This window comes from Inquilinus limosus (genome assembly GCF_051487185.1).
Taxonomy (GTDB): Bacteria; Pseudomonadota; Alphaproteobacteria; order DSM-16000; family Inquilinaceae; genus Inquilinus; species Inquilinus limosus_F.
The window spans coordinates 231096-251190 of sequence record NZ_JAHVDK010000001.1 but is presented as its reverse complement, the minus strand read 5'-3'; the positions used below and the strand labels follow the sequence as shown (position 1 = coordinate 251190).

The window sequence follows — 20095 nt, the reverse complement described above, 5'->3', positions numbered from 1 at the left end:
ACCCCGAGCGAAGCACGGCATCCATGACCGATCCCCTGCTCGGCGGCCTGTCCGCCGCCGACTTCCTGGCCCGCCACTGGCAGAAGACGCCGCTGCTGATCCGTCAGGCGATCCCGGGCTGGACCAGCCCGATCACGCCGGACGAGCTGGCCGGCCTGGCCTGCGAGGACGGGGTGGAGAGCCGTCTGGTCATCCGCCGCCGCGGCAAGTGGTCGGTGCGGCACGGGCCGTTCGACGAGGCCGATTTCGGCAAGCTGCCGGCGAAGGACTGGACGCTGCTGGTCCAGGGCGTCGACTTGTGGGAGCCGGCGGTGGCGGCGCTGCGCGAGCGCTTCCGCTTCGTGCCCGACTGGCGGCTCGACGATGTCATGGTCAGCTACGCCCCGCCCGGCGGCGGCGTCGGCGCCCATGTCGACCAGTATGACGTGTTCCTGCTGCAGGGCCTCGGCCACCGGCGCTGGCGGATCGGCGGTGCGGCCGAGCTGCGGCCCGCCTGGCTGCCCGACCAGCCGCTGAAGCTGCTGGCCGATTTCGAGCCGGCGCAGGAATGGGTGCTGGCGCCCGGCGACATGCTGTACCTGCCGCCGGGCTGGGCCCATGACGGCATCGCCGAGGACGACTGCCTGACCTTCTCGATCGGCTTCCGGGCGCCGAGCGTGGCCGAGCTGGCCGGCCGCTTCGCCGCCGCCGTCGCCGATGCCGAGGACGAGGAGCGGCGCTATTCGGATCCGGATCTCACGCCGCCGGCCCATCCCGGCGAGATCCCGGAGACGGCGATCGAGCGGGTGCGCGCGCTGCTGGCCGAGAAGCTGGATGACCGCCGCTTCCTGGCCGGCTGGCTGGGCGGCCTCTTGACCGAGCCGAAGGAGGAGCGCGAGGCCCCGCCGCCGCGCAAGCGCCGCCCGGCCGGGGCGCTGCGGCGGGCAATCGGCAGCCGCCTGGCCTTCGTCCGCGAGGGCGGCGTCACCCTGTTCGCCGACGGCGAGGCGCATCCGGCCCCGGCCGGCGCCGCGGCCGAGGCAGCGCTGCGCCTGTGCGGCGACGGCCGGCTGACGGCGGAGGAAGCGAAGGTCGCCTGGGCCGACCCGGCGGCGGCGGCGCTGCTGAGCGCGCTGCTGGCCCGCGGTGCGATTGAACCTGCCGGCAGGACGGGTTGAGGAGACTTTTACAGCGGAACGAAGCGGAACTGCTTCTATCGGTCGATCGGGTCAGGTAAAGAGTCCTGACCAACGACAAACGCGAACAGGTCGATCATGCCGATTGCAAGCCGTCGTGCGCTCCTGACCCTGGTTCCCGTCCTCGCCATCGCCGCCTGCGCCCCGAAGCAGGGCGGCGCCTATGCCATCTTCTTCCCCAAGGACAGCGCCGAGCTGACCCCGGACGCTCGGAAGCTGATCGCCTCGGCGGCCGCCGAGGCGAAGAACTGGAACGCGAAATCGATCGCCGTCGACGGCTTCGCCGGCGCCGCCGGGCCGAAGGACGCCAACCAGGAGCTGTCGGCCAAGCGGGCGGAGGCCGTCGTCGTCGCCCTGCAGCAGGACGGCGTCTCGCCGGCCCTGATCCGCCGGGTCGAGGCGCATGGCGAGGCCGGCGCCCTGCCGGCCGTCAGCGTCGGCGACCGGCGGGTCGAGATCCGGATCGCCTACTGATCGACACGGCCTGGATGCCCGGATCAAGTCCGGGCATGACAGGGAAGGAAGGGCTCGGCGGTCAGCTCCGCTGGCCGCGGATGGCGTCGCGGATCTCCTCCAGCAGCACCTCGCTGCGCGGCGGCGCGGCCGGGGCCGCCTCGGGCTTCCGGTAGAAGCGGTTCACCTGCTTCACCAGGATGAACACGGCGAAGGCGACGATCAGGAAGTTGATCACGGCGTTGATGAAGACGCCGTAGTTGATCGTCGCGGCGCCGGCCGCCTTCGCCGCGGCCAGGTTCGGATATTCGCCGCCCGACAGGTTGATGTAGTAGTTCGAGAAGTCGACACCACCGAGGATCACGCCGATCGGCGGCATGATGATGTCGTTCACCAGGGAATTCACGATCGTGGTGAAGGCCACGCCCATGATGATACCGACGGCCAAGTCGATCACATTGCCCCGGGCAATGAAGGTCCTGAATTCCTGAAACATCCGTTGCCCCCAACGTCGTGTTGCGGCCGATGCCGGCCGCGACATAAAAGTATAGATCTGATTTGCATGGGATCACAGAAAAACCGACAAACATCCTGACGAAGCAGGGAAAAGGCCCGATTGGCCGGCCCGAGAAATTCATCTGAATCACCTTGACTTTCGGCGCGACGGGATCAAATTGCGCCCCCTTGCTGCACCACAATGTCGGGCGGCCGACCGCCGTCGGAGCCGCCCGGTCCGGAGAGGGAAACGACCGATGCGCCTGTTCTTTTTCGGCACCCTCCAGGATCCCGACCTGTTCACGCTGGTGATCGGCCGGCCGATGACGGAATTCGCGACCCAGCCGGCGGCCCTTCTGGGCCGGCAGCGACGCAAGGTGAAGGGCGAGAGCTATCCGATCCTGGTGCCGCATCCCGACGGCCGGGTCGACGGCCTGCTGGTCGACGGCTTCACCGACGCCGAGATGGACCGGATGCAGTTCTTCGAGAGCGACGACTACGCGCTGGAGGCGGTGACCGTGGCCCTGGCCGACGGCAGCCGCCTGGAGGCGCAGATCTACGCCTCGACCGGCACGCTCGAAGATGCCGGCGAGCCCTGGCATCTGGAGGCCTGGCAGGCGACCGAGAAGCCGCGCACGCTGCTGCATCACGAGGCCTATATGTCGCTCTACGGCAAGATGAGCAGCGCCGAGGCCGCGCTGCGCTGGCCCGAGGTCAAGGCCCAGGCCGACCGCCGCTACGCCGAGGCCCGCGCCGAACGGCATTTCGCCGAGCGCCGCCGTCCGCGCTGAGCGGCAGTCGACCGACAGTCCCTGAAAGCCTGACGGTCTTCCAGAACTCGAAGACAATTGTCTTCGAGCCGCAATCCGATATTGTTTGTCTATAGATCTACCATAGCCATCCTTTCGAGCATGGCGACATTGATCGCAAATTTGCTCTAATTCCTTGGTTTCGTCTGCGGCAGCGTAGACGTGCCGCGACGTGACGGGAGCGTGTGGACGCTGCGCTTTCCAGCCCGACATGAAAGGAGGGGAGCATGATCAGGGTGCTGTCTGGCGTGTCCTTCGCGGTGCTGATCCTTTCAGGTTGCGCCCCTACGCAGGAAGAGATCATCGCGGATGCCCGGCAGAAATGCTCGGCCTATGGTTACGCGCCTGGAAGCGGTGATTTTTCCAGATGCGTCGAAACTGCAACCATGAGGGCCGAAGACCAGCAGCGTTTCGACAGTTTGATGGGCGACATCCGGGCGCAGCAGCAATGGCAGCGGGATAGCGAAAAGTTCAACCGCGACTTTGACCGCGACTGGCAGCGGCAACAGGAAAGGGCTGATCAGAACATGAATCTCCTGATGAACGGGAGTGGCAGTCTGATGGACAGCGACCCGGACTTCTGAGCGCCGCCGATCGGAACACCGACCTCGCCCGTGCGCTGCGCCGATGACTGGCCATGCGGCGCGAGAGCAGCCAAGCTGCCCCCATGCGCCTGCTTGCCATCAGCGACCTGCACCTCGCCTCCGACGCCAGCTTCGAGCGGCTGGAGGCCGTGCCTGACCATCCCGAGGACTGGCTGATCCTGGCCGGCGACCTCGCCGAGACGGCGGACGGGCTGGCCCGCGCCTTCGCCGTGCTCGGGTCGAAATTCGCGAAGCTGGTCTGGGTCCCGGGCAATCACGAGCTGTGGACCAGGGCCCGCAACCCCGCCGCCCCGCGCGGGGTCGACCGCTACGAATCGATGGTCGCGCTGGCCCGGCGCCACGGCGTGACCACGCCCGAGGATCCCTATCCCATCTGGACCGGTCCGGGCGGCGAGCACGTCATCGTCCCGCTGTTCCTGCTGTACGACTACAGTTTCCGGCCGCCCGACCTGCCGGTCGAGGAGGTGGTGGCCTGGGCGGCGGAGGAGAGCGCGGTCTGCGCCGACGAGCTGCTGCTGTACCCCGACCCCTATCCGACGCGGCAGGACTGGTGCCGGGCTCGGGTCGAGGCGACCGCCCGGCGCCTCGCAGCCCTGCCGGCTGGACTGCCGACGGTGCTGGTCAACCACTATCCGCTGCGCCGCGACCTGGTGCGCATCCCGCGCATCCCGCGCTTCAGCCCCTGGTGCGGCACGGTGCTGACCGAGGACTGGCACCGGCGCTTCCACGTCGCGGTCGCGATCAGCGGGCACCTGCATGTCCGCCACACCGACTGGCGCGACGCGACCCGGTTCGAGGAGGTGTCGCTGGGCTATCCCTACCAGTGGGAACAGAATTACGGCATCGCCGCCTATCTGCGCGAGATCCTGCCCGGCCCGCCCGAACCGGCCCCGCACATCAGGGCTTCAGGGCGACGTGCCGGACCGCGATGACCGGTTCCCCCTGCGGCCGATGCAGCGCCAGCCCCAGCAGGTGCCGCGGCGACGGCCGCCACTGCCGGAAATGCCAGGCGGCGTCGTCGATTGCGGGGTCGAGGAAGCGGACCACCGGCCGCTCCGACAGCGCTTCCACGACGAAACTGTCGAGGGCGATGGTCAGGCCGCCGCCCAGCGCCTTCACATAGGCCTCCTTCACCGTCCAGATGCTCAGGAAGGCCTCGCGGCGACGGTTCGCCGGCACCGCCCGCACCGCCGCCGCCTCCGCCGCGGCGAAGCGGCGGTCGGCGATGCGCGGCTCGACCACCCGGCCGAGCCATTCGAGATCGACGCCGATCACGGTGCCCGGGGCCGCGGCGCAGGCGACCATGCCCTGGGCGTGCGAGATATTGATGCCGATCGACCGCCCCGCCTCCGGCCGGCAGACCAGCGGCTTGCCGTGGTCGCCGATGGCGAAGTCCCACTCGCCGGCCGGGATCCCGGTGATGTCCTGCAGCAGCCGGCGCATCAGCGACCGGGCGGCGGCGAAGCGGCGGCGGTCGCCCGGCATGATGAAGCGCGCCGCCCGCGCCCGCTCCGCCGCGGTCAGGAGCGGCAGGCACGCCTCGAACACGGCATCGTCCTCGGCGACCTCCGCCGTCCAGACATGAGCGTGGGCGGCCGGGCCGCTCACGCCGGATCGATGCCGCCGAGCTTGCAGATATGCTTCCATTCAGCGTCGCTGACCGGGCTGACCGACAGCCGCCCCTGGCGGATCAGGGCGAGGCCGGACAGGGCCGGGTCGGCCTTCATCTGCTTCAGCGTGACCGGCGTCTTCAGCGGCCTCACCGCCTGCACGTCGACCATGCCGAAGCGGCCGCTTTCGTCGCTCGGGTCCGGGTAGTATTCGCGCACCACCTCGACGATGCCGACGATCTCCAGCCCCTCTTGCGAATGATAGAAGAATGCCTGGTCGCCGATCTTCATCGCCTTCAGGTTGTTCGAGGCCTGGAAATTGCGCACCCCGTCCCAATGGGTGCGCTTGGCCTTGACCATCTGGTCCCAGCTCCATTTGACGGGTTCGGATTTCACCAGCCAGTGCTTCACGATTCGGCCTCTCGGATCGACGACGCGTCTTCGTGGCGACGCTAGCGGAAAGACTCCGGCGTTTCCAGGTCAGGCCTCGCGCCGGGCGGGGCGCAGCAGCAGGCCGGCGATGGCGGTGTCGATCGCGGCGCCGCGGTTCAGCACCGCGTCGACCGTGGCGATCACCGGCGCCTCGACGCCCGCCTCGGCCGCCAGCCGGGCCGCCGCCGCCGCGGTCCACACCCCTTCGGTAACCGAGCGGCGGGTGCCCAGGATCTCCGGCAGCGACCTTCCCTGCCCGAGCGCGATGCCGAGCGAGGTGTTGCGGCTGGTGGCGCTGCAGGCGGTCAGCAAGAGGTCGCCGAGTCCGGACAGGCCCATCAGCGTCTCCGGCCGCGCGCCGAGGCCGGCGCCGAGCCGCATCATCTCGGCCAGGCCGCGGGTGACCAGCGCCGCCCGGGCGTTCTCGCCCAGGCCCCGGCCGGTGACGATGCCGGCGGCGATGGCCAGCACGTTCTTCAGCGCGCCGCCAAGCGCCACACCGCGCAGATCCTCGCTCCAATAGAGGCGCAGCACCTTATGGCCGAGGCTGCGGGCCAGCGCCGCGCCGGTCTCGGCATCGGCGCAGGCCAGGGTCAGCGCGGTCGGCAGCCCTTGCGCCACCTCCACGGCGAAGCTGGGGCCGGACAGCAGCGCCGGTGCCGCCTCCGGCCGCGCCTCGGCGGCGACCTGGTCCATGAATCGCCCGGTCGCGGTCTCGATGCCCTTGGCGGTGATCACCAGCGGCCCCGGGCGCGGCGGCAGCCGCTCCAGGATCGCGCGCAGATGCTGCGCCGGCACGGCGATGACACGCAGACCGTCGGACGCGGCGAGGTCGGCGGTGACCGTGATCCCAAGGTGCAGCGCGATGCCCGGCAGATAGGCCGCATTCTCACGGCTGTCCTGCATCGCCGCGGCGCGGTCCGGATCGCGCGCCCACAGCGTGACGGGATGCCCGGCCGCGGCGAAGCTCTGCGCCAGCGCCGTGCCCCAGGCGCCGGCGCCGATCACGGCGATGCGCCCGCGACTCATTGGGGGCTCACGCCTTCACCCCGGCGCCGATCGCGGCCGCGGCGGTGGGGTCGAGCGGCCAGCGCGGCCGCGGCGCGCAGTCGAGCCCGTCGACCAGGCCGAGGCGCAGCCGCTCCAGCCCGGCCCAGGCGATCATGGCGCCATTGTCGGTGCACAGCTTGAGCGGCGGCGCGATGAAGGGCAGGCCGGCCTTTTCCGCCACCTCGGACAGGCGGGCCCGCAGCCGCTGGTTGGCGGCGACGCCGCCCGCCACCACGAAGGCGCCGCCCGCCGGGTGCTGCGCCCGGAACCGGGCGATCGCCCGTTTGGCACGGTCGGCCAGCGAGGCCGCGACCGAGTCCTGGAAGGCGGCGCAGAGATCAGCGATGTCCTGCCGTGTCGGCGGCTGCGGCAGCCCAGCGACGGCGCGGCGCACCGCGGTCTTGAGGCCGGAGAAGGAGAAGTCGCAATCCGGCCGCCCGACCATCGGCCGCGGCAGGGCGAAGCGCTTCGGGTCGCCGGTCTTCGCCGCGGCCTCGACCCGCGGCCCGCCGGGATGGCCGAGGCCGAACATCTTGGCGACTTTGTCGAAGGCCTCGCCGACCGCGTCGTCGATGGTGGTGCCCCAGCGCCGGTACCGGCCGACGCCCTCGACGCAGAGCAGCTGGCAATGGCCGCCGGAAACCAGCAGCAGCAGGTAAGGGAACTCCAGCCCGTCGGTCAGCCGCGCCGTCAGGGCGTGGCCCTCGAGGTGATTGACGCCGATGAAGGGCAGGCCACGGGCGGCGGCGATGCCTTTCGCCGTCATCACCCCGACGGCGACGCCGCCGATCAGCCCCGGGCCTGCGGTGGCGGCGATGCCGTCGACCGCGTCGAGGCCGATCCCGGCTTCGGCCAGCGCCCGGCGGACCACCCCATCGAGATGCGCCAGATGGGCGCGAGCCGCCACCTCGGGCACCACGCCGCCATAGGGGGCGTGCTCCTCGATCTGGCTGAGCACGACATTGGCGAGGATCCGCCGCCGGTCGTCGACCAGCGCCGCCGCCGTCTCGTCGCAGGAAGTCTCGATGCCGAGCACGATCATGATCGGCCCGATATAGGCGGTTCGGCCGTGTGGCGAAAGGACCGGGGCGAAACAGGCCCGCGCGGCTTGCCCGCCGGGCCGCGGGCTTCTAGAAGTCGGGGCCATGAGCACCGTTCTCCGCATCGGCACGCGCGGCAGCGCGCTCGCCCTCGCCCAGGCCGAGGAGACGCGCCGGCGTCTGATCGCGGCGCATCCAGCCCTTGCCGCGCCCGGCGCGGTCGAGATCAAGGTGGTCCGCACCACCGGCGACCGGGTGCAGGACCGGCCGCTGTCCGAGATCGGCGGCAAGGGGCTGTTCACCAAGGAGATCGAGGACGGCCTCCTGGACGGCAGCCTCGACATCGCCGTCCATTCGATGAAGGACGTGGCGACCAAGCTGCCCGACGGCCTGATCATCGGCGCCCTGCTGCCGCGCGAGGATCCGCGCGATGCCCTGTTCGCCCGCGACTCCGCCCTCACCGGCCCCGCCAGCCTGGCGGCGCTGGCGCCGGGCGCCGTGGTCGGCACCTCCAGCCTGCGGCGGCAGGCGCAGCTCCTGGCCCTGCGCCCGGACCTGCGCGTCGTGCCGTTCCGCGGCAATGTCGACACCCGCCTGGCCAAGCTGGACGCCGGCGCGGCCGACGCCACCCTTCTGGCCCTGGCCGGGCTGAAGCGCATCGGCCGAGCCGACAGGGTCTCGGCCGTGCTCGACCCGCGGGAGATGCTGCCGGCCGTGGCCCAGGGCGCCATCGGCATCGAATGCCGCGCCGGCGACGACCGGGTGCGCGCCCTGCTGGCCCCCTTGCACGACCGCGACACCGGCGACCGGGTGGCGGCCGAGCGCGCGCTCCTGACCGCGCTGGAAGGCGACTGCCGCACGCCGATCGCGGCACTCGCCGAAATCGGGCCGGACGACACCCTGACCCTGACCGCCCGGGTCGCGGTGCCGGACGGCAGCGAGATGCACGAGGACCGGCGCAGCGGCCGGCGCGACCAGGCGGAGCAGCTGGGCCGCGAGGCCGGCGACGCCCTGCGCCGCCGCATCGGGCCGCGTTTTCGGGCCGGATGAGGACGGCCGGATGACGCGCTGGCTGGTCACCCGGCCGCGGGAGGAGGCCGAGCGCTTCGCCGAGGCGATGCGTGAGCGCGGCCTGGAGCCAGTGATCGCGCCGGTGCTGGAGATCGAGCCGGTCGATCCGGGCCCGATCGCGCTCGATGACGTGCAGGCGGTGCTGGCCACCAGCCGCAACGGCATCGATGCCTTCGCCCGGCGGGTGCCGCGGCGCGACCTGCCGGTGCTGGCGGTCGGCGACGCCACTGCCGAGCTGGCGCGGACGCTGGGCTTCCGCGACGTGGCCAGCGCCGCGGGCGACGGCGCCGAACTGGCCGAGCTGGTCCGCGCCCGGCTGGATCCGGCGGCCGGGGTGCTGCTGCACCCCTCGGGCGAGGACGTGGCGCGCGACCTGTCTGCCCTGCTCTCCCCCGCCGGCTTCACCGTGCGCCGGATCGTGCTGTACCGCGCCCGGCCGGCGGACGAGCTGCCCTCGGCGGCGGTGGAAGCCCTGGCCGATCCGGGGCTGGCCGGGGTGGTGTTTTTCTCTCCCCGCACGGCGAAGGTCTTTGCTACCCTCGCCGCCCGGGTTGACCTGACCCATCGCCTCGCCGGGCTTACGGCGGTCTGCCTGAGCCCGGCCGTCGCCCAGGCGCTGGATCCGTCGCCCTGGCGGGCGGTGCGAATCGCGGACAGGCCGGATTCGCCGTCGCTGCTGGCGCGGCTTTCCGATTTTCCCGCTGAGCAAGAGACGAGGACGGCGAACGGTATGGACCCGACCCCCGACAAGCCAGGCGAAGCAGCGCCCTCGGGCCCTGACTCCCAGCAGCCGGACGACGCGTCGGCCACCTCCGAGGCTCGGCAGGGTCCCGCGCAGGAGGGGGCGGGCGAACCGGCCGTCCCGCCGACCGAGGAGGGCCTGGAGCTGCCCGGCGAGACCGGCGAGGCACTGACCCCGACCGAGCGTGTGATCGAGGCCTTCGGCGGCATCCGCCCGATGGCGGCGAAGCTGACCGTGCCGGTGACCACGGTGCAGGGCTGGAAGCGGCGCAACGCCATCCCCGAGCAGCGCCACGCCGACATCCTGGCGGCGGCCAAGACCCACGGCATCACGCTCGACCCGGCCGAGCTGGCGCGCACCCGCCCGGCGACGCCCGAAGAAGGCGCCGCGGAGCCGGCCGAGCTGGCCGAGCCCGAGACCCCGCCCGGCCCGCCGCGCGTCGGCCCGCCGTCCCTGCCGCCGCCGCCCCCGGCCGAGCCGCCGGGCAATGTCGCGCGCTCGGCCTGGACCGCGGCAATCGTCGCCATCGTCGCCGCCGCGGTGTCGGCGACCGCGCCGATCTGGTCGCCGGGCCTGTTCGGCCCGACGACGCCCCCGCCCGCCCCGCAGGGCTCACCGACGCTGAGCGACCGGGTTGCCTTCATCGAGAAGCGGCTGGCCGACTTCCCGTCCGGCATCTCCGAGGCGATCGACGGGCTGGGCAAGCGCGTCGAGGCGCTGGAGAAGCCGCCCGGCGGCCCGGTCGATCCCGCGGCGATCGAGAAGGGTCGCGCCGACCTGGCCGCCCGGGTCGATGCGCTGCAGCAGAAGCTGGACCAGCTCGCCGCGGCGCCTCCGGCCCAAGCCCAGCCGCAGCAGCAGCCCGCGCCGGCCGCCCCGCCCGCCGCCGCGCCGGCGCCCGAGGCCGTGGCGGCGCTGGAGGCGCGGGTCGGAGCGCTGGAATCGGCTCAGGCCGCGGTGAAGACGCTGAGCGACACCGTTGCCACACTGTCCTCAGGCGCCCAGGCCAACGGCAGCACACTGGCGGCGCTGCAGCAGCAGGTCGACGCGGTCAAGGCGGCGGTCGAGCGGCTGCGCAGCAGTGACACCGGCGCCCAGGCGCTGAGCCTGGCCGCCGGCCAGCTGCGCAGCGCCCTCGACACCGGCGCGCCGCTCGACGAGACCCTCGCCCTGCTGCGCGGCCTGGCGCAGGCCGATCCGGCCATGGCCGGCGCCGTGACGGCGCTGGAGCCGGCGGCGAAAGGCGTGCCGAGCCGCGCCACCTTGGCCACCGGCTTCGCCCAGGCGGCGGAGGCGGCGCGCCGGGCCGACCAGCCGCAGAGCGGCGACTGGGTCGACCGCAGCCTGGCGGTGGTGCAGGACCTGGTCACGGTCCGCCCGGCCCCGGGCGAGGTCGAGGGCAACGACACCAACGCGGTGCTGGCCCGGGCTGAAGGCCGGCTGCAGCGCGGCGACCTGGCCGGCGCGGTCGACGCCGTCAAGGCGCTGACCGGCCCCGCCGCCTCGGCGATGGCGGCGTGGCGCGGCCAGGCCGAGGCTCGCCTCGCGGCGGAATCGGCGCTGCAGAGCCTGTCCGCGCTGGCGGTGCAGCGCCTGACCGCGGCCAGCGGCGCCGCGGCCGGCAGCGGCGCTGGCGGTTCCGGCGACACCCAGCCCCCGAAGACGCCATGAAGCGTCTGCTGCTCTATGCCCTCAAGCTCGCGATCCTGATCGCGGTCGCGGTCTGGCTGGCCGACCGGCCGGGCCATGTCGAGATCCAGTGGCAGGGCCGGGTGATCGAGACCTCGGTCGCGGTGCTGGTGGCGGCCGCGGCGGCGCTGATGCTGCTGGCGGCTTATCTGTACCGCTTCTGGCGCTCGCTGCGCCGGGCCCCGGGCCGCTTCGTCGAGAACCGCCGCTTCGCCCGGCGCGAGAAGGGCTACCGCGCCCTGACCCGCGGCATGGTCGCGGTCGCGGCCGGCGATGCCGAGGCGGCGCGGCGCTTCGCCCGCAAGGCCGACGTGCTGCTGGACGAGCCGCCCCTGACCCTGCTGCTCTCGGCCCAGGCGGCGCAACTGGCCGGCGACGACGGCGCCGCCACCCGCTATTTCGAGGCGATGCTGCAGCGGCCGGACATGGAGTTCCTGGGCCTGCGCGGCCTGTTGAACCAGTCGCTGCGCAACAAGGAGTCCATCCAGGCGCTGGAGATGGCGCAGCGCGCCCGGTCGCTGCGGCCGGATGCGGCCTGGACCCACCGCGCCTGCTTCGACCTGGAGGTGGCGCAGCGGCGCTGGGCCGACGCCCAGCTCAGCCTCGCCCATTCGGTCCGGGTCAAGGCGATCTCGGCCGAGGACGGGCGGCGCTACAAGACCCGCATCCTGGTCGAGCGCAGCCGCGAGGCCGAAGCCGCGGGCAACCTGTCCCAGGCGCTGGACTTCGCCCACAAGGCGGTGGGGCTGGAGCCGGACTTCGTGCCTGCGGCCCTGCAGGAGAGCCATCTGCTGCAGCTGACCGGCCGCGACAGCCAGGCGACGCGCCTCTTGGAGAAGAGCTGGGGCCGCGTGCCGCATCCGGAGATCGCCCGCGCCTATGCCGCGCTGGGCCCGGCCGACGAGGGCACGCTGCTCAAGGTCAAGCGGCTGGAGAAGCTGGTGCGGCTGCGGCCGGATTCGGCGACCGGCCTGCTGACCCTGGCCGAGGCCGAGTTGTCGGCCCAGCTCTGGGGCAGCGCCCGCACCCATCTGCTGAAGGCGGAGCAGGTGGCGCCGTCGCGCCGCGTCTACCGCCTGCTGGCCGATCTGGAGACGGCGGAGCGCAACGACCCGATCGCGGCGCGCAGCTGGCTGGCCAAGGCGCAGACGGCGGCGCCGGACGAGGTCTGGGAATGCGACGCCTGCGGCGCCCGGGCCGAGCGCTGGTCGGCGCTGTGCGACCATTGCCACGGCTTCGACACGCTGGCCTGGCGCATCCCCGGCCCGGCCCGCGGCCTGGCCCCGGTGCCGGTCGAGATCGACGCCCTGCTGCCCGCGCCGGTGCCGCCGGCCGGGACCGGTGCCGGCGCGGTGGTTCCCGCCGCCACCGCCGGTTGACGCTAAGGCGCGCGCCCTGTATAGGGTGCGCGCCCTGCGGCGCCGAAGTAGCTCAGGGGTAGAGCAACTGATTCGTAATCAGTAGGTCCGGGGTTCAAATCCCCGCTTCGGCACCACCCAATTCTCCGATATCGAGCAGCAGTCGGCCCGGCCCCTCCGGAATCGTTGGCTTTCGGTGCGCCTGCCTATCCGGAACGCCACGCTTTCCGCCGCCATTGACCAGGGAGAAGCACCCGGTCGAGACGGAGAGCGCCATGACCGATCCGAAGACCGCCGGCCCGACCCCGCCGCAGCCCCGGCAGCAGCAGCGGCCGCCGGGCGAGACCGCGGCCATGAGCCCTCGCCCCGATCACGGCGAGGAGAGCTATCGCGGCAGCGGCAAGCTGGAGGGGCGCGTTGCCCTGATCACCGGCGCGGATTCCGGCATCGGGCGCGCCGTCGCCATCGCCTTCGCCCGCGAAGGCGCCGATGTGCTGATCTCCTATCTCAGCGAGCACGACGACGCCCACGAGACCGCGGAATGGGTGATCAAGGCGGGCCGCCGCGCCGTCACCGTCGCCGGCGACGTCGGCGACGAGAACCACTGCCGGATGCTGGTGGAGCGGACGGTGCGCGAGCTGGGCGGGATCGACATCCTGGTCAACAACGCCGCCCATCAGAGGGTCCACGAGACGCTCGACGACATCACCGCCGAGGAGTGGGAACGGACCTTCCGCACCAACATCCACAGCCAGTTCTATCTGTCCAAGGCGGCCGTGCCGCACATGAAGCCGGGCAGCGCCATCGTCAACTCCTCCTCGATCAACGCGAAATCGCCGTCGCCGACCCTGCTGCCCTATGCCGCGACCAAGGGCGCGATCGTCAATTTCACCGCCGGCCTGGCGCAGCTGCTGGCCGAGAAGGGCATCCGGGTGAACTGCGTGGCCCCGGGCCCGGTGTGGACGCCGCTGATCCCTTCGACACTGGGGCCGGACACGGTCGAGAGCTTCGGCGCCAACACCCCGCTTGGCCGCGCCGCGCAGCCGGCGGAGCTGGCCCCCGCCTATGTCCTGCTGGCGTCGCCGGAGGCGAGCTACATCACCGGCGCCGTGCTGCCGGTGACCGGCGGCCGGCCGATGCTGTAGGGGCGAACACCGAGAGGCCGATCATGCAGAGCTGGAACGTCGAGAATCCCGCTGGCGAACCCGTCGAGATCCAGGGCGAGGACCTGGTCAGCGCCCTCTCCCGGCACCGCGAGGCCCTGCTGGCCATCGCCCTTCCGGGCGGGGTCGAGGCGGTGGAGGAGGCCTGGATGCACTGGAACCCGGAGCTGTTCGACAGCGAAGGCGGGGTCGAGATCGTGGTGACGGGCCGGAGCGGCGGCGGGGAGCGGAGGGGGCTTCTCGCGATCCACGCCGCGCCCAGCGACATCGCCCCCGGCACCGGCCGCGCCGTGTTCTTCTGACCGGCCGGAACCGGCCTCCGCCCCCCGCCATTGCCCTGGAGTGACGACGCCATCGAGGATGGAGGTTCCCATGGCCACACGGCACCAGACCGAGAGCAGCGTCGCGCAGGAGACGCGCGACCACGACACCATCCGCCGCTGGGCGGAGGAGCGCGGCGCGGTCCCGACCACCGTGCGCGGCACGGAGCGTGGTGGCGAGGAGGCCGGAGTCCTGCGCTTCGACTTCGTCGGCGACGGCCAGAAGCGGGACGAGTCGCTGGAGGAGATCTCCTGGGAGGAGTTCTTCGAGAAGTTCGACGAGGCCGGGCTGACCTTCCTGCACCAGGATCGTACGGCCGACGGCCAGATCAGCCGCTTCTGCAAATTCGTGCGTCATTGAGGCGCGGCGACGGGGGCCCGGCCTGAGGATCAGGCCCGGGCCGCCGGCCTGACGTCGGTGGCGATCTGCAGCACCAGCTTGCCGCGCAGGCGATGCTGCTCCAGCCGCTCATGCGCCGCCGCAACCTCCTTCAGCGGCAGCACCGCCCCGACCACCGGCCGCACCCGGCGGTCCTCGATCAGCCGGCGGATCTCGTCGAGCTGACGGCCACTCGGCTGCACCACATAGCCTGCCCCGCGCGCCCGGTGCGCCCGCGCCTTGTCTTCCGGCGGCGGCCCCAGGGTCGACACCAGGATGCCGCCGGGCTTGAGCACGCCCCAGGACCGGTCCTGGGTCTCGCCGGCGACCAGGTCGAACACCATGTCGACCGGCTCCACCCGTTCCTCGATACGGTCGGCCCGGTAGTCGATCGCCTGATCGGCGCCGAGCTCATGGGCGAAGGCCAGGTCATCGCCGGAGACGGTGGTGGCGACGAAGGCGCCGCGGGCCTTGGCGAACTGGACGGCGAAATGGCCGACGCCGCCGGCCCCGCCATGGATCAGCACCCGCTGGCCCGGCTGCAGGCCGCCATGGTCGAACAGCCCCTGCCAGGCGGTGAGCGCGGCCAGCGGCACCGCCGCGGCCTCGGCGTCGCTCAGCCCCTCGGGCTTCGGCGCCGCCTCCTCGGCCTTCACCACCGCATAGTCGGCATAGCCGCCGCGGTCCGGGCCCAGCATGGCGTAGACCGGGTCGCCGACCGCCGGCAGATCGCCACGGCCGCCGCCGCTTTCCACCACCTCGCCGGCGATGTCGCGGCCCAGCACGACCGGCAGGTCGTCCCGCCCGACCGGCGGGTACTGGCCGGAGCGGGTCTTGCAATCGACCGGATTGACCCCCGCCGCATGCACCCGCACCAGCACCTCTCCGGCCATCGGATGGGGCGTCGCGATCTCCTCGACCGACAGCACCTCCGGGCCGCCGAAGCTGTGGATTCGGACGGATCTCATCGTCGCCATCGCTGGCTCCCTCGCCGGTTGCTGCCTGGGCAACGGCACCGCCGCCGCCGCCGTTCCGGGCGGAACCCCGGCGCAGCGGCGGCCATTTCCTGTCCATGCATAGGCTTGCCCATGGAGGCGAGACATGATGTCGGATGCGGAGACGCCGCGCCGCGCGCCGCCCGATGCCGCGGACCGGCCCGTGAGAGACAAGCCCGAGGGCCGCCGGGCGATCGAAAGCGCGCTCGATGTCAGCCTGGCGCGCGGGCCGGAGCAGGAGGGCCGCCAGCGCTCGACGCTGGCGATCCTGGCCGGCCTGCTGGTTCTGCTCCTGATCCTGCTGGTCGCGATCTTCGCCTAGACCAGCTCGCGCACGGTGTCGGAGGCGACGGTCATCGCGATCCTGCGTCGCGCCGGCGTGCCGCGGGCCAGGGATTCAGCCAGATGCGCCGCCTGCTTCAGCGTCGCCTTGGCCGGCATCGGCGGTTCGTGCGGGTCGACCACCGCTTCGACCAGCGCCGGGCCGGGCGCCGCCATCGCCTGGCGCAGCACCTCGCCGCAACGGGCCGGGTCGTCCACCGTCCAGCCGGGAATGCCGAAGCCCCGCGCCACAGCGGCGAAGTCGACCGGCTGCAGATCGCAGGCATATTCCGGGTTCCCCAGGAACACCATCTGCTCCCACTTGATCTGGCCGAGAGTGTTGTTCTTGATCACCACGATCTTGATGTCGAGCCCGTATTTCACGCAGGTCGCCAGCTCACCGATCAGCATGGTCAGGCCGCCGTCGCCGATGAAGCACACCACCTGCCGGCCCGGATAGGCCACCCCTGCGGCAATGGCATAGGGCAGACCGCAGGCCATCGAGGCGAGGGTGCCGGAGCAGGAGAACATCATCCCGTCCCGCATCGTCAGATGCCGCGCCGCCCAGGTGGTGACGGTGCCGGAATCGGTGGCGATGATGGCGTCGTGGCGCAGCAGCCGGTCCAGCTCATGTGCCACCACCTGCGGTTTCATCGGCTTGTCCTGCCGGGTGCCGCGCTCGACCATCAGCGCGTTCCACTCCTTCATCCCGGCCTGCGCCTTGGCCAGGAAGGAGCGGTCCTCGCGGTACTGCAGACGGGGCAGCAGCGCCTCCAGCACCTTCCGCGTGTCGCCGACCAGCCCGGCCTCGACCGGGGTGCGCAGGCCGATGCGCTGGGGGTCGAGGTCGATCTGCACCGCCCGCGCCTGCCCCGGCTTCGGGTAGTACTCGATATAGGGGAAACCGCTGCCGGCGATCAGCAGGGTGTCGCATTCCTCCAGCGCCTCCTGTGACGGCCTGGTGCCGAGCAGGCCGATGCCGCCGGTCGAATACGGGCTGTCGTCCGGCAGCGTGCCCTTGCCGAGCAGCGGCTTGATCACCGGCGCGCCCAGCCGCTCGGCCACCGTGGCCAGGATCTCGCCGGTGCCGAGCGCGCCGCGGCCGGCCAGGATCGCGGTCTTCTTCCCCGCGTTCAGGATCGCGGCGGCGCGCGCCAACTGGTCCTCGCTGGGCATCTGCGCCGATACCGCCATCACGTCCGAGACATGGTGGGGCACGTTGCGCTCCGACCGCGTCCGGGCCTCGACCGGCTGCGACTGGATATCGGCCGGAATGGCGACATGCGACACGGCGCGATAGGCCAGCGCCGTCCGGCACGCCAGCTCGACCACGTTCTCGACATGGGCGGGCCCCATCACCCGGACGTTGTATGCGGCGACATCGGCGAAGATCAGGTCCAGATCGACATCCTGCTGGGTGAAGGTGTCCATCAGGTCATGGAATTGCAGCCCGGTGATCGCCAGCACCGGCTGGCCGTCCAGCTTGGCGTCGTAGAGGCCGTTCAGCAGATGGATGCCGCCGGGGCCGGAGGTGGCGAGGCAGACGCCCAGCCGGCCGGTCCATTTGGCATAGGCGCAGGCGGCGAAGGCCGCCGCCTCCTCATGCCGCACCTGGATGAAGCGGATCCTGTCCTGCCGGGTGCGCAGCGCCTCGATCAGGCCGTTGATGCCGTCGCCGGGGATGCCGAAGACGGTGTCCACCCCCCAATCGATCAGGGTTTCGACCAGGATGTCGCCGGCAGTGGGGCGGGCCATCGCGCTTCTCCTGTGGCTGGGGTTAGTGTCGGGGTATCGACCTCACCCCGGCAACAGCGACCGCCGACAGGCCGTTCCGGTCCGGCCCCCGAGGAAAATTGGTCGCATCGCGGGGACCGGAATCGCGGCTGCCTCTATTGCTGCGGTGACGGCGACGCGAACCGCGCGGGAGCGCCTTGCGCTGCCTCAAACGCGGTGGCCCGGGACGACGCTACGCTGGTCAAGTCAATCGCAGCAGGGGTGGGCGAGATGTCGGAACGTCAGGCCGAGGACCAGGGGCTGGAGCTCCTCGACGCCTATTGGCGCGCAGCGAATTATCTGTCGGTCGGGCAGATCTACCTGCTGGACAACCCGCTGCTGGAGCAGCCACTGGCGATCGAGCACGTGAAGCCGCGGCTGCTGGGCCATTGGGGCACGACGCCGGGGCTGAACTTCATCTACGCCCATCTCAACCGGGTGATCGCCCGCGACGAGCTGGACATGATCTTCATCTGCGGCCCCGGCCATGGCGGGCCGGCCGTCGTCGCGAACACGTATCTCGAAGGCACCTATTCCGAGATCTATCCGGAGGTCGGCCGGGACCGCGAGGGGATGCGCCGGCTGTTCCGCCAGTTCTCCTTCCCGGGCGGCATCCCGAGCCATGCCGCGCCGGAGACGCCGGGGTCGATCCACGAGGGCGGCGAGCTGGGCTACGCCCTGGCCCATGCCTATGGCGCGGCCTTCGACAATCCGGGCCTGATCGTCGCCTGCGTCATCGGCGACGGCGAGGCCGAGACCGGGCCGCTGGCGGCGTCCTGGCAGTCCACCAAGTTCCTGAACCCGCGGGTCGACGGCGCGGTGCTGCCGATCCTGCATCTGAACGGCTACAAGATCGCCAATCCCACCCTGCTCGGCCGCATGACCGACGAGGAGCTGCTGCGCCTGTTCGAGGGGCTGGGCTACGAGCCCTATTTCGTCGAGGGGTCGGACCCGATGCCCACGCACAAGGCGATGGCCTCGACCCTCGACATCGTGGTCGACCGGATCCGCGAGATCCGCGAGGGCACGCAGGCCGACGGCACGGCGCGGCCGCCCTGGCCGATGATCATTCTGCGAACGCCCAAGGGCTGGACCGGCCCGAAGGAGGTCGACGGCCTGAAGACCGAAGGCTTCTGGCGGTCGCACCAGGTGCCGCTCGATGGCCTGGCCGACAACCCGGCGCACCTCGCCGAGCTCGAGGCCTGGATGCGCAGCTATCGGCCGGAGGAGCTGCTCGACGGCGCCGGCCGGCTGGCGCCGGAGCTGCAGGCGCTGGCGCCGAAGGGTGACCGGCGCATGGGCGCCAACCCGCATGCCAATGGCGGGCGGCTGCGGAAGGAGCTGGAGCTCCCCGATTATCGAGACTTCGCCCTCGACGTGCCGAACCCGGGCGGCAGCCGTGGCGAGGCGACGAAGGCGCTGGGCAAGCTGCTGCGCGACGTCATCCGGCTGAACCCCGAGAATTTCCGCCTGATGGGACCGGACGAGACCACCTCCAACCGCCTCGACGCCGTGTTCGAGGCGACCGACCGCGTCTGGATGGAGGACATCCTGCCCGAAGACGTGCACCTCGCGCCCGAAGGCCGGGTGATGGAGGTGCTGAGCGAGCATCTGTGCCAGGGCTGGCTCGAAGGCTATCTCCTGACCGGCCGGCACGGCCTGTTCTCCTGCTACGAGGCCTTCATCCACATCGTCGATTCGATGGTCAACCAGCATGCCAAGTGGCTGAAGGTCTCGCGCGACCTGCCCTGGCGGCAGCCGATCGCGTCGCTGAACTACCTGCTGACCTCGCATGTCTGGCGGCAGGACCACAACGGCTTCAGCCATCAGGACCCCGGCTTCATCGACCATGTCGTCAACAAGAAGGCCGACATCGTGCGGGTCTATCTGCCGCCCGACGCCAACACGCTGCTGGCGGTGACCGACCATTGCCTCAGGACCTATGACCGCATCAACGTCATCGTCGCCGGCAAGCAGTCGGCGCCGCAATGGCTGGATCTCGACCGGGCGGCCGCCCATTGCGCCGCCGGCATCGGCCGCTGGGGCTGGGCCAGCAACGAGGGCGACGGCGACCCCGACGTGGTGCTGGCCTGCGCCGGCGACGTGCCGACGCTGGAGGCGGTCGCCGCCGTGGCGCTGCTGCGCGAGCATCTGCCGCGGCTGCGCATCCGCCTGGTCAATGTCGTCGACCTGATGGGGCTGCAGTCGAAGGAACACCATCCGCACGGGCTGCCGGAGGAGGAGTTCGACACCCTGTTCACCCGGGACAAGCCGGTGATCTTCGCCTTCCACGGCTATCCGCAGCTGATCCACCGGCTGACCTACAAGCGGACCAACCACGACAACTTCCATGTCCACGGCTATCGCGAGGAAGGCACCACCACCACACCCTTCGACATGACGGTGCTGAACGCGCTGGACCGCTTCCACCTGGCCATCGCCGCGATCGACCGGCTGCCGCAGCTCGGTGCCGAGGGCGACCGGGCGCGGCGGCTGTTCCAGGACCGGCTGGCCGAGCATCACGACTATGTGCGCCGGCACGGCCGCGACATGCCCGATATCGCCGACTGGCGCTGGCCCGGCCGCGGCACCGCCGCCCCCTTCGACTGAGGGCG

General features: G+C 71.6%; 20 protein-coding genes and 1 tRNA gene. 14 read left to right on the top strand and 7 right to left on the bottom strand.

The window, feature by feature from the left end; genetic code table 11:
* Positions 1–23: 23 nt before the first annotated feature.
* Positions 24–1157, top strand: coding sequence for a cupin domain-containing protein (locus KXR53_RS01240; RefSeq protein ID WP_437372598.1), 1134 nt, complete (start codon positions 24–26; stop codon positions 1155–1157).
* A gap of 96 nt (positions 1158–1253) precedes the next feature.
* Positions 1254–1649: an OmpA family protein gene (locus KXR53_RS01235; RefSeq protein ID WP_437372597.1), complete on the top strand. Its 396-nt coding sequence runs from the start codon at positions 1254–1256 to the stop codon at positions 1647–1649.
* 61 nt (positions 1650–1710) lie between these two features.
* Here the strand turns inward: KXR53_RS01235 and mscL are convergent, their stop codons facing one another.
* A complete protein-coding gene (mscL, locus tag KXR53_RS01230; RefSeq protein WP_437372595.1) occupies positions 1711–2124 on the bottom strand; it encodes a large conductance mechanosensitive channel protein MscL in 414 nt (137 codons plus the stop codon).
* Positions 2125–2380: 256 nt separating this feature from the next.
* Between mscL and KXR53_RS01225 the strand changes: the two genes are divergently transcribed.
* The 3 genes from KXR53_RS01225 (at position 2381) to KXR53_RS01215 (ending at position 4469) form a co-directional block, all read left to right on the top strand.
* The gene (locus KXR53_RS01225; protein WP_437372594.1) at positions 2381–2914 is read left to right on the top strand and encodes a gamma-glutamylcyclotransferase family protein; all 534 of its coding nucleotides are present in this window, start codon (positions 2381–2383) and stop codon (positions 2912–2914) included.
* 245 nt (positions 2915–3159) lie between these two features.
* Positions 3160–3516 (top strand): hypothetical protein, encoded by a 357-nt coding sequence (locus KXR53_RS01220; protein WP_437372592.1) that lies wholly within the window; start codon positions 3160–3162, stop codon positions 3514–3516.
* An 83-nt stretch (positions 3517–3599) separates the two neighbouring features.
* Positions 3600–4469 carry a metallophosphoesterase family protein gene (locus tag KXR53_RS01215; RefSeq protein WP_437372590.1) on the top strand — a complete coding sequence of 290 codons (870 nt, stop codon included), beginning with the start codon at positions 3600–3602 and terminating at the stop codon, positions 4467–4469.
* On the opposite strand, the gene KXR53_RS01210 is transcribed toward KXR53_RS01215, so the two are convergent.
* The 4 genes from KXR53_RS01210 to tsaD form a co-directional block, all read right to left on the bottom strand.
* Complete coding sequence (locus tag KXR53_RS01210) at positions 4435–5145, bottom strand: 4'-phosphopantetheinyl transferase family protein (protein WP_437372588.1); 711 nt, start codon at positions 5143–5145, stop codon at positions 4435–4437. The two genes, KXR53_RS01215 and KXR53_RS01210, sit on opposite strands and share 35 nt — an antisense overlap.
* Complete coding sequence (locus KXR53_RS01205) at positions 5142–5558, bottom strand: EVE domain-containing protein (protein WP_437372586.1); 417 nt, start codon at positions 5556–5558, stop codon at positions 5142–5144. The genes KXR53_RS01210 and KXR53_RS01205 overlap by 4 nt, the downstream gene beginning before the upstream one ends.
* Positions 5559–5627: 69 nt before the next feature.
* Positions 5628–6608: an NAD(P)H-dependent glycerol-3-phosphate dehydrogenase gene (locus KXR53_RS01200; RefSeq protein ID WP_437372584.1), complete on the bottom strand. Its 981-nt coding sequence runs from the start codon at positions 6606–6608 to the stop codon at positions 5628–5630.
* A 7-nt stretch (positions 6609–6615) separates the two neighbouring features.
* Entirely contained in the window at positions 6616–7671 is a 1056-nt protein-coding gene (gene tsaD, locus KXR53_RS01195; protein WP_437372582.1) for a tRNA (adenosine(37)-N6)-threonylcarbamoyltransferase complex transferase subunit TsaD, read from the bottom strand.
* A 103-nt stretch (positions 7672–7774) separates the two neighbouring features.
* Here tsaD and hemC point away from each other — a divergent pair, with 103 nt between their 5' ends.
* The 7 genes from hemC (at position 7775) to KXR53_RS01160 (ending at position 14373) form a co-directional block, all read left to right on the top strand.
* Positions 7775–8719 carry a hydroxymethylbilane synthase gene (gene hemC / locus KXR53_RS01190; RefSeq protein ID WP_437372580.1) on the top strand — a complete coding sequence of 315 codons (945 nt, stop codon included), beginning with the start codon at positions 7775–7777 and terminating at the stop codon, positions 8717–8719.
* A gap of 10 nt (positions 8720–8729) precedes the next feature.
* Positions 8730–11153 (top strand): uroporphyrinogen-III synthase, encoded by a 2424-nt coding sequence (locus tag KXR53_RS01185; RefSeq protein WP_437372578.1) that lies wholly within the window; start codon positions 8730–8732, stop codon positions 11151–11153.
* On the top strand, positions 11150–12550 hold the full coding sequence (locus KXR53_RS01180) for a heme biosynthesis protein HemY (RefSeq protein WP_437372576.1): 1401 nt from the start codon (positions 11150–11152) through the stop codon (positions 12548–12550). The genes KXR53_RS01185 and KXR53_RS01180 overlap by 4 nt, the downstream gene beginning before the upstream one ends.
* A 41-nt stretch (positions 12551–12591) precedes the next feature.
* Positions 12592–12666, top strand: a tRNA-Thr gene (locus KXR53_RS01175).
* A 138-nt stretch (positions 12667–12804) separates the two neighbouring features.
* Positions 12805–13674, top strand: a complete 870-nt coding sequence (locus KXR53_RS01170; RefSeq protein ID WP_437372574.1) for an SDR family oxidoreductase — start codon at positions 12805–12807, stop codon at positions 13672–13674.
* 23 nt (positions 13675–13697) lie between these two features.
* Complete coding sequence (locus KXR53_RS01165) at positions 13698–13994, top strand: hypothetical protein (protein ID WP_437372572.1); 297 nt, start codon at positions 13698–13700, stop codon at positions 13992–13994.
* 70 nt (positions 13995–14064) lie between these two features.
* Positions 14065–14373 carry a hypothetical protein gene (locus tag KXR53_RS01160; RefSeq protein WP_437372571.1) on the top strand — a complete coding sequence of 103 codons (309 nt, stop codon included), beginning with the start codon at positions 14065–14067 and terminating at the stop codon, positions 14371–14373.
* A 29-nt stretch (positions 14374–14402) separates the two neighbouring features.
* Here the strand turns inward: KXR53_RS01160 and KXR53_RS01155 are convergent, their stop codons facing one another.
* Complete coding sequence (locus tag KXR53_RS01155) at positions 14403–15368, bottom strand: NADP-dependent oxidoreductase (RefSeq protein WP_437372569.1); 966 nt, start codon at positions 15366–15368, stop codon at positions 14403–14405.
* A 124-nt stretch (positions 15369–15492) separates the two neighbouring features.
* Between KXR53_RS01155 and KXR53_RS01150 the strand changes: the two genes are divergently transcribed.
* The gene (locus tag KXR53_RS01150; protein ID WP_437372567.1) at positions 15493–15708 is read left to right on the top strand and encodes a hypothetical protein; all 216 of its coding nucleotides are present in this window, start codon (positions 15493–15495) and stop codon (positions 15706–15708) included.
* On the opposite strand, the gene KXR53_RS01145 is transcribed toward KXR53_RS01150, so the two are convergent.
* Positions 15705–17462 (bottom strand): thiamine pyrophosphate-dependent enzyme, encoded by a 1758-nt coding sequence (locus KXR53_RS01145; protein ID WP_437372566.1) that lies wholly within the window; start codon positions 17460–17462, stop codon positions 15705–15707. The two genes, KXR53_RS01150 and KXR53_RS01145, sit on opposite strands and share 4 nt — an antisense overlap.
* Before the next feature lie 249 nt (positions 17463–17711).
* On the opposite strand from KXR53_RS01145, the gene KXR53_RS01140 reads away from it, so the two are divergent.
* A complete protein-coding gene (locus KXR53_RS01140; protein WP_437372564.1) occupies positions 17712–20090 on the top strand; it encodes a phosphoketolase family protein in 2379 nt (792 codons plus the stop codon).
* Positions 20091–20095 lie beyond the last annotated feature (5 nt).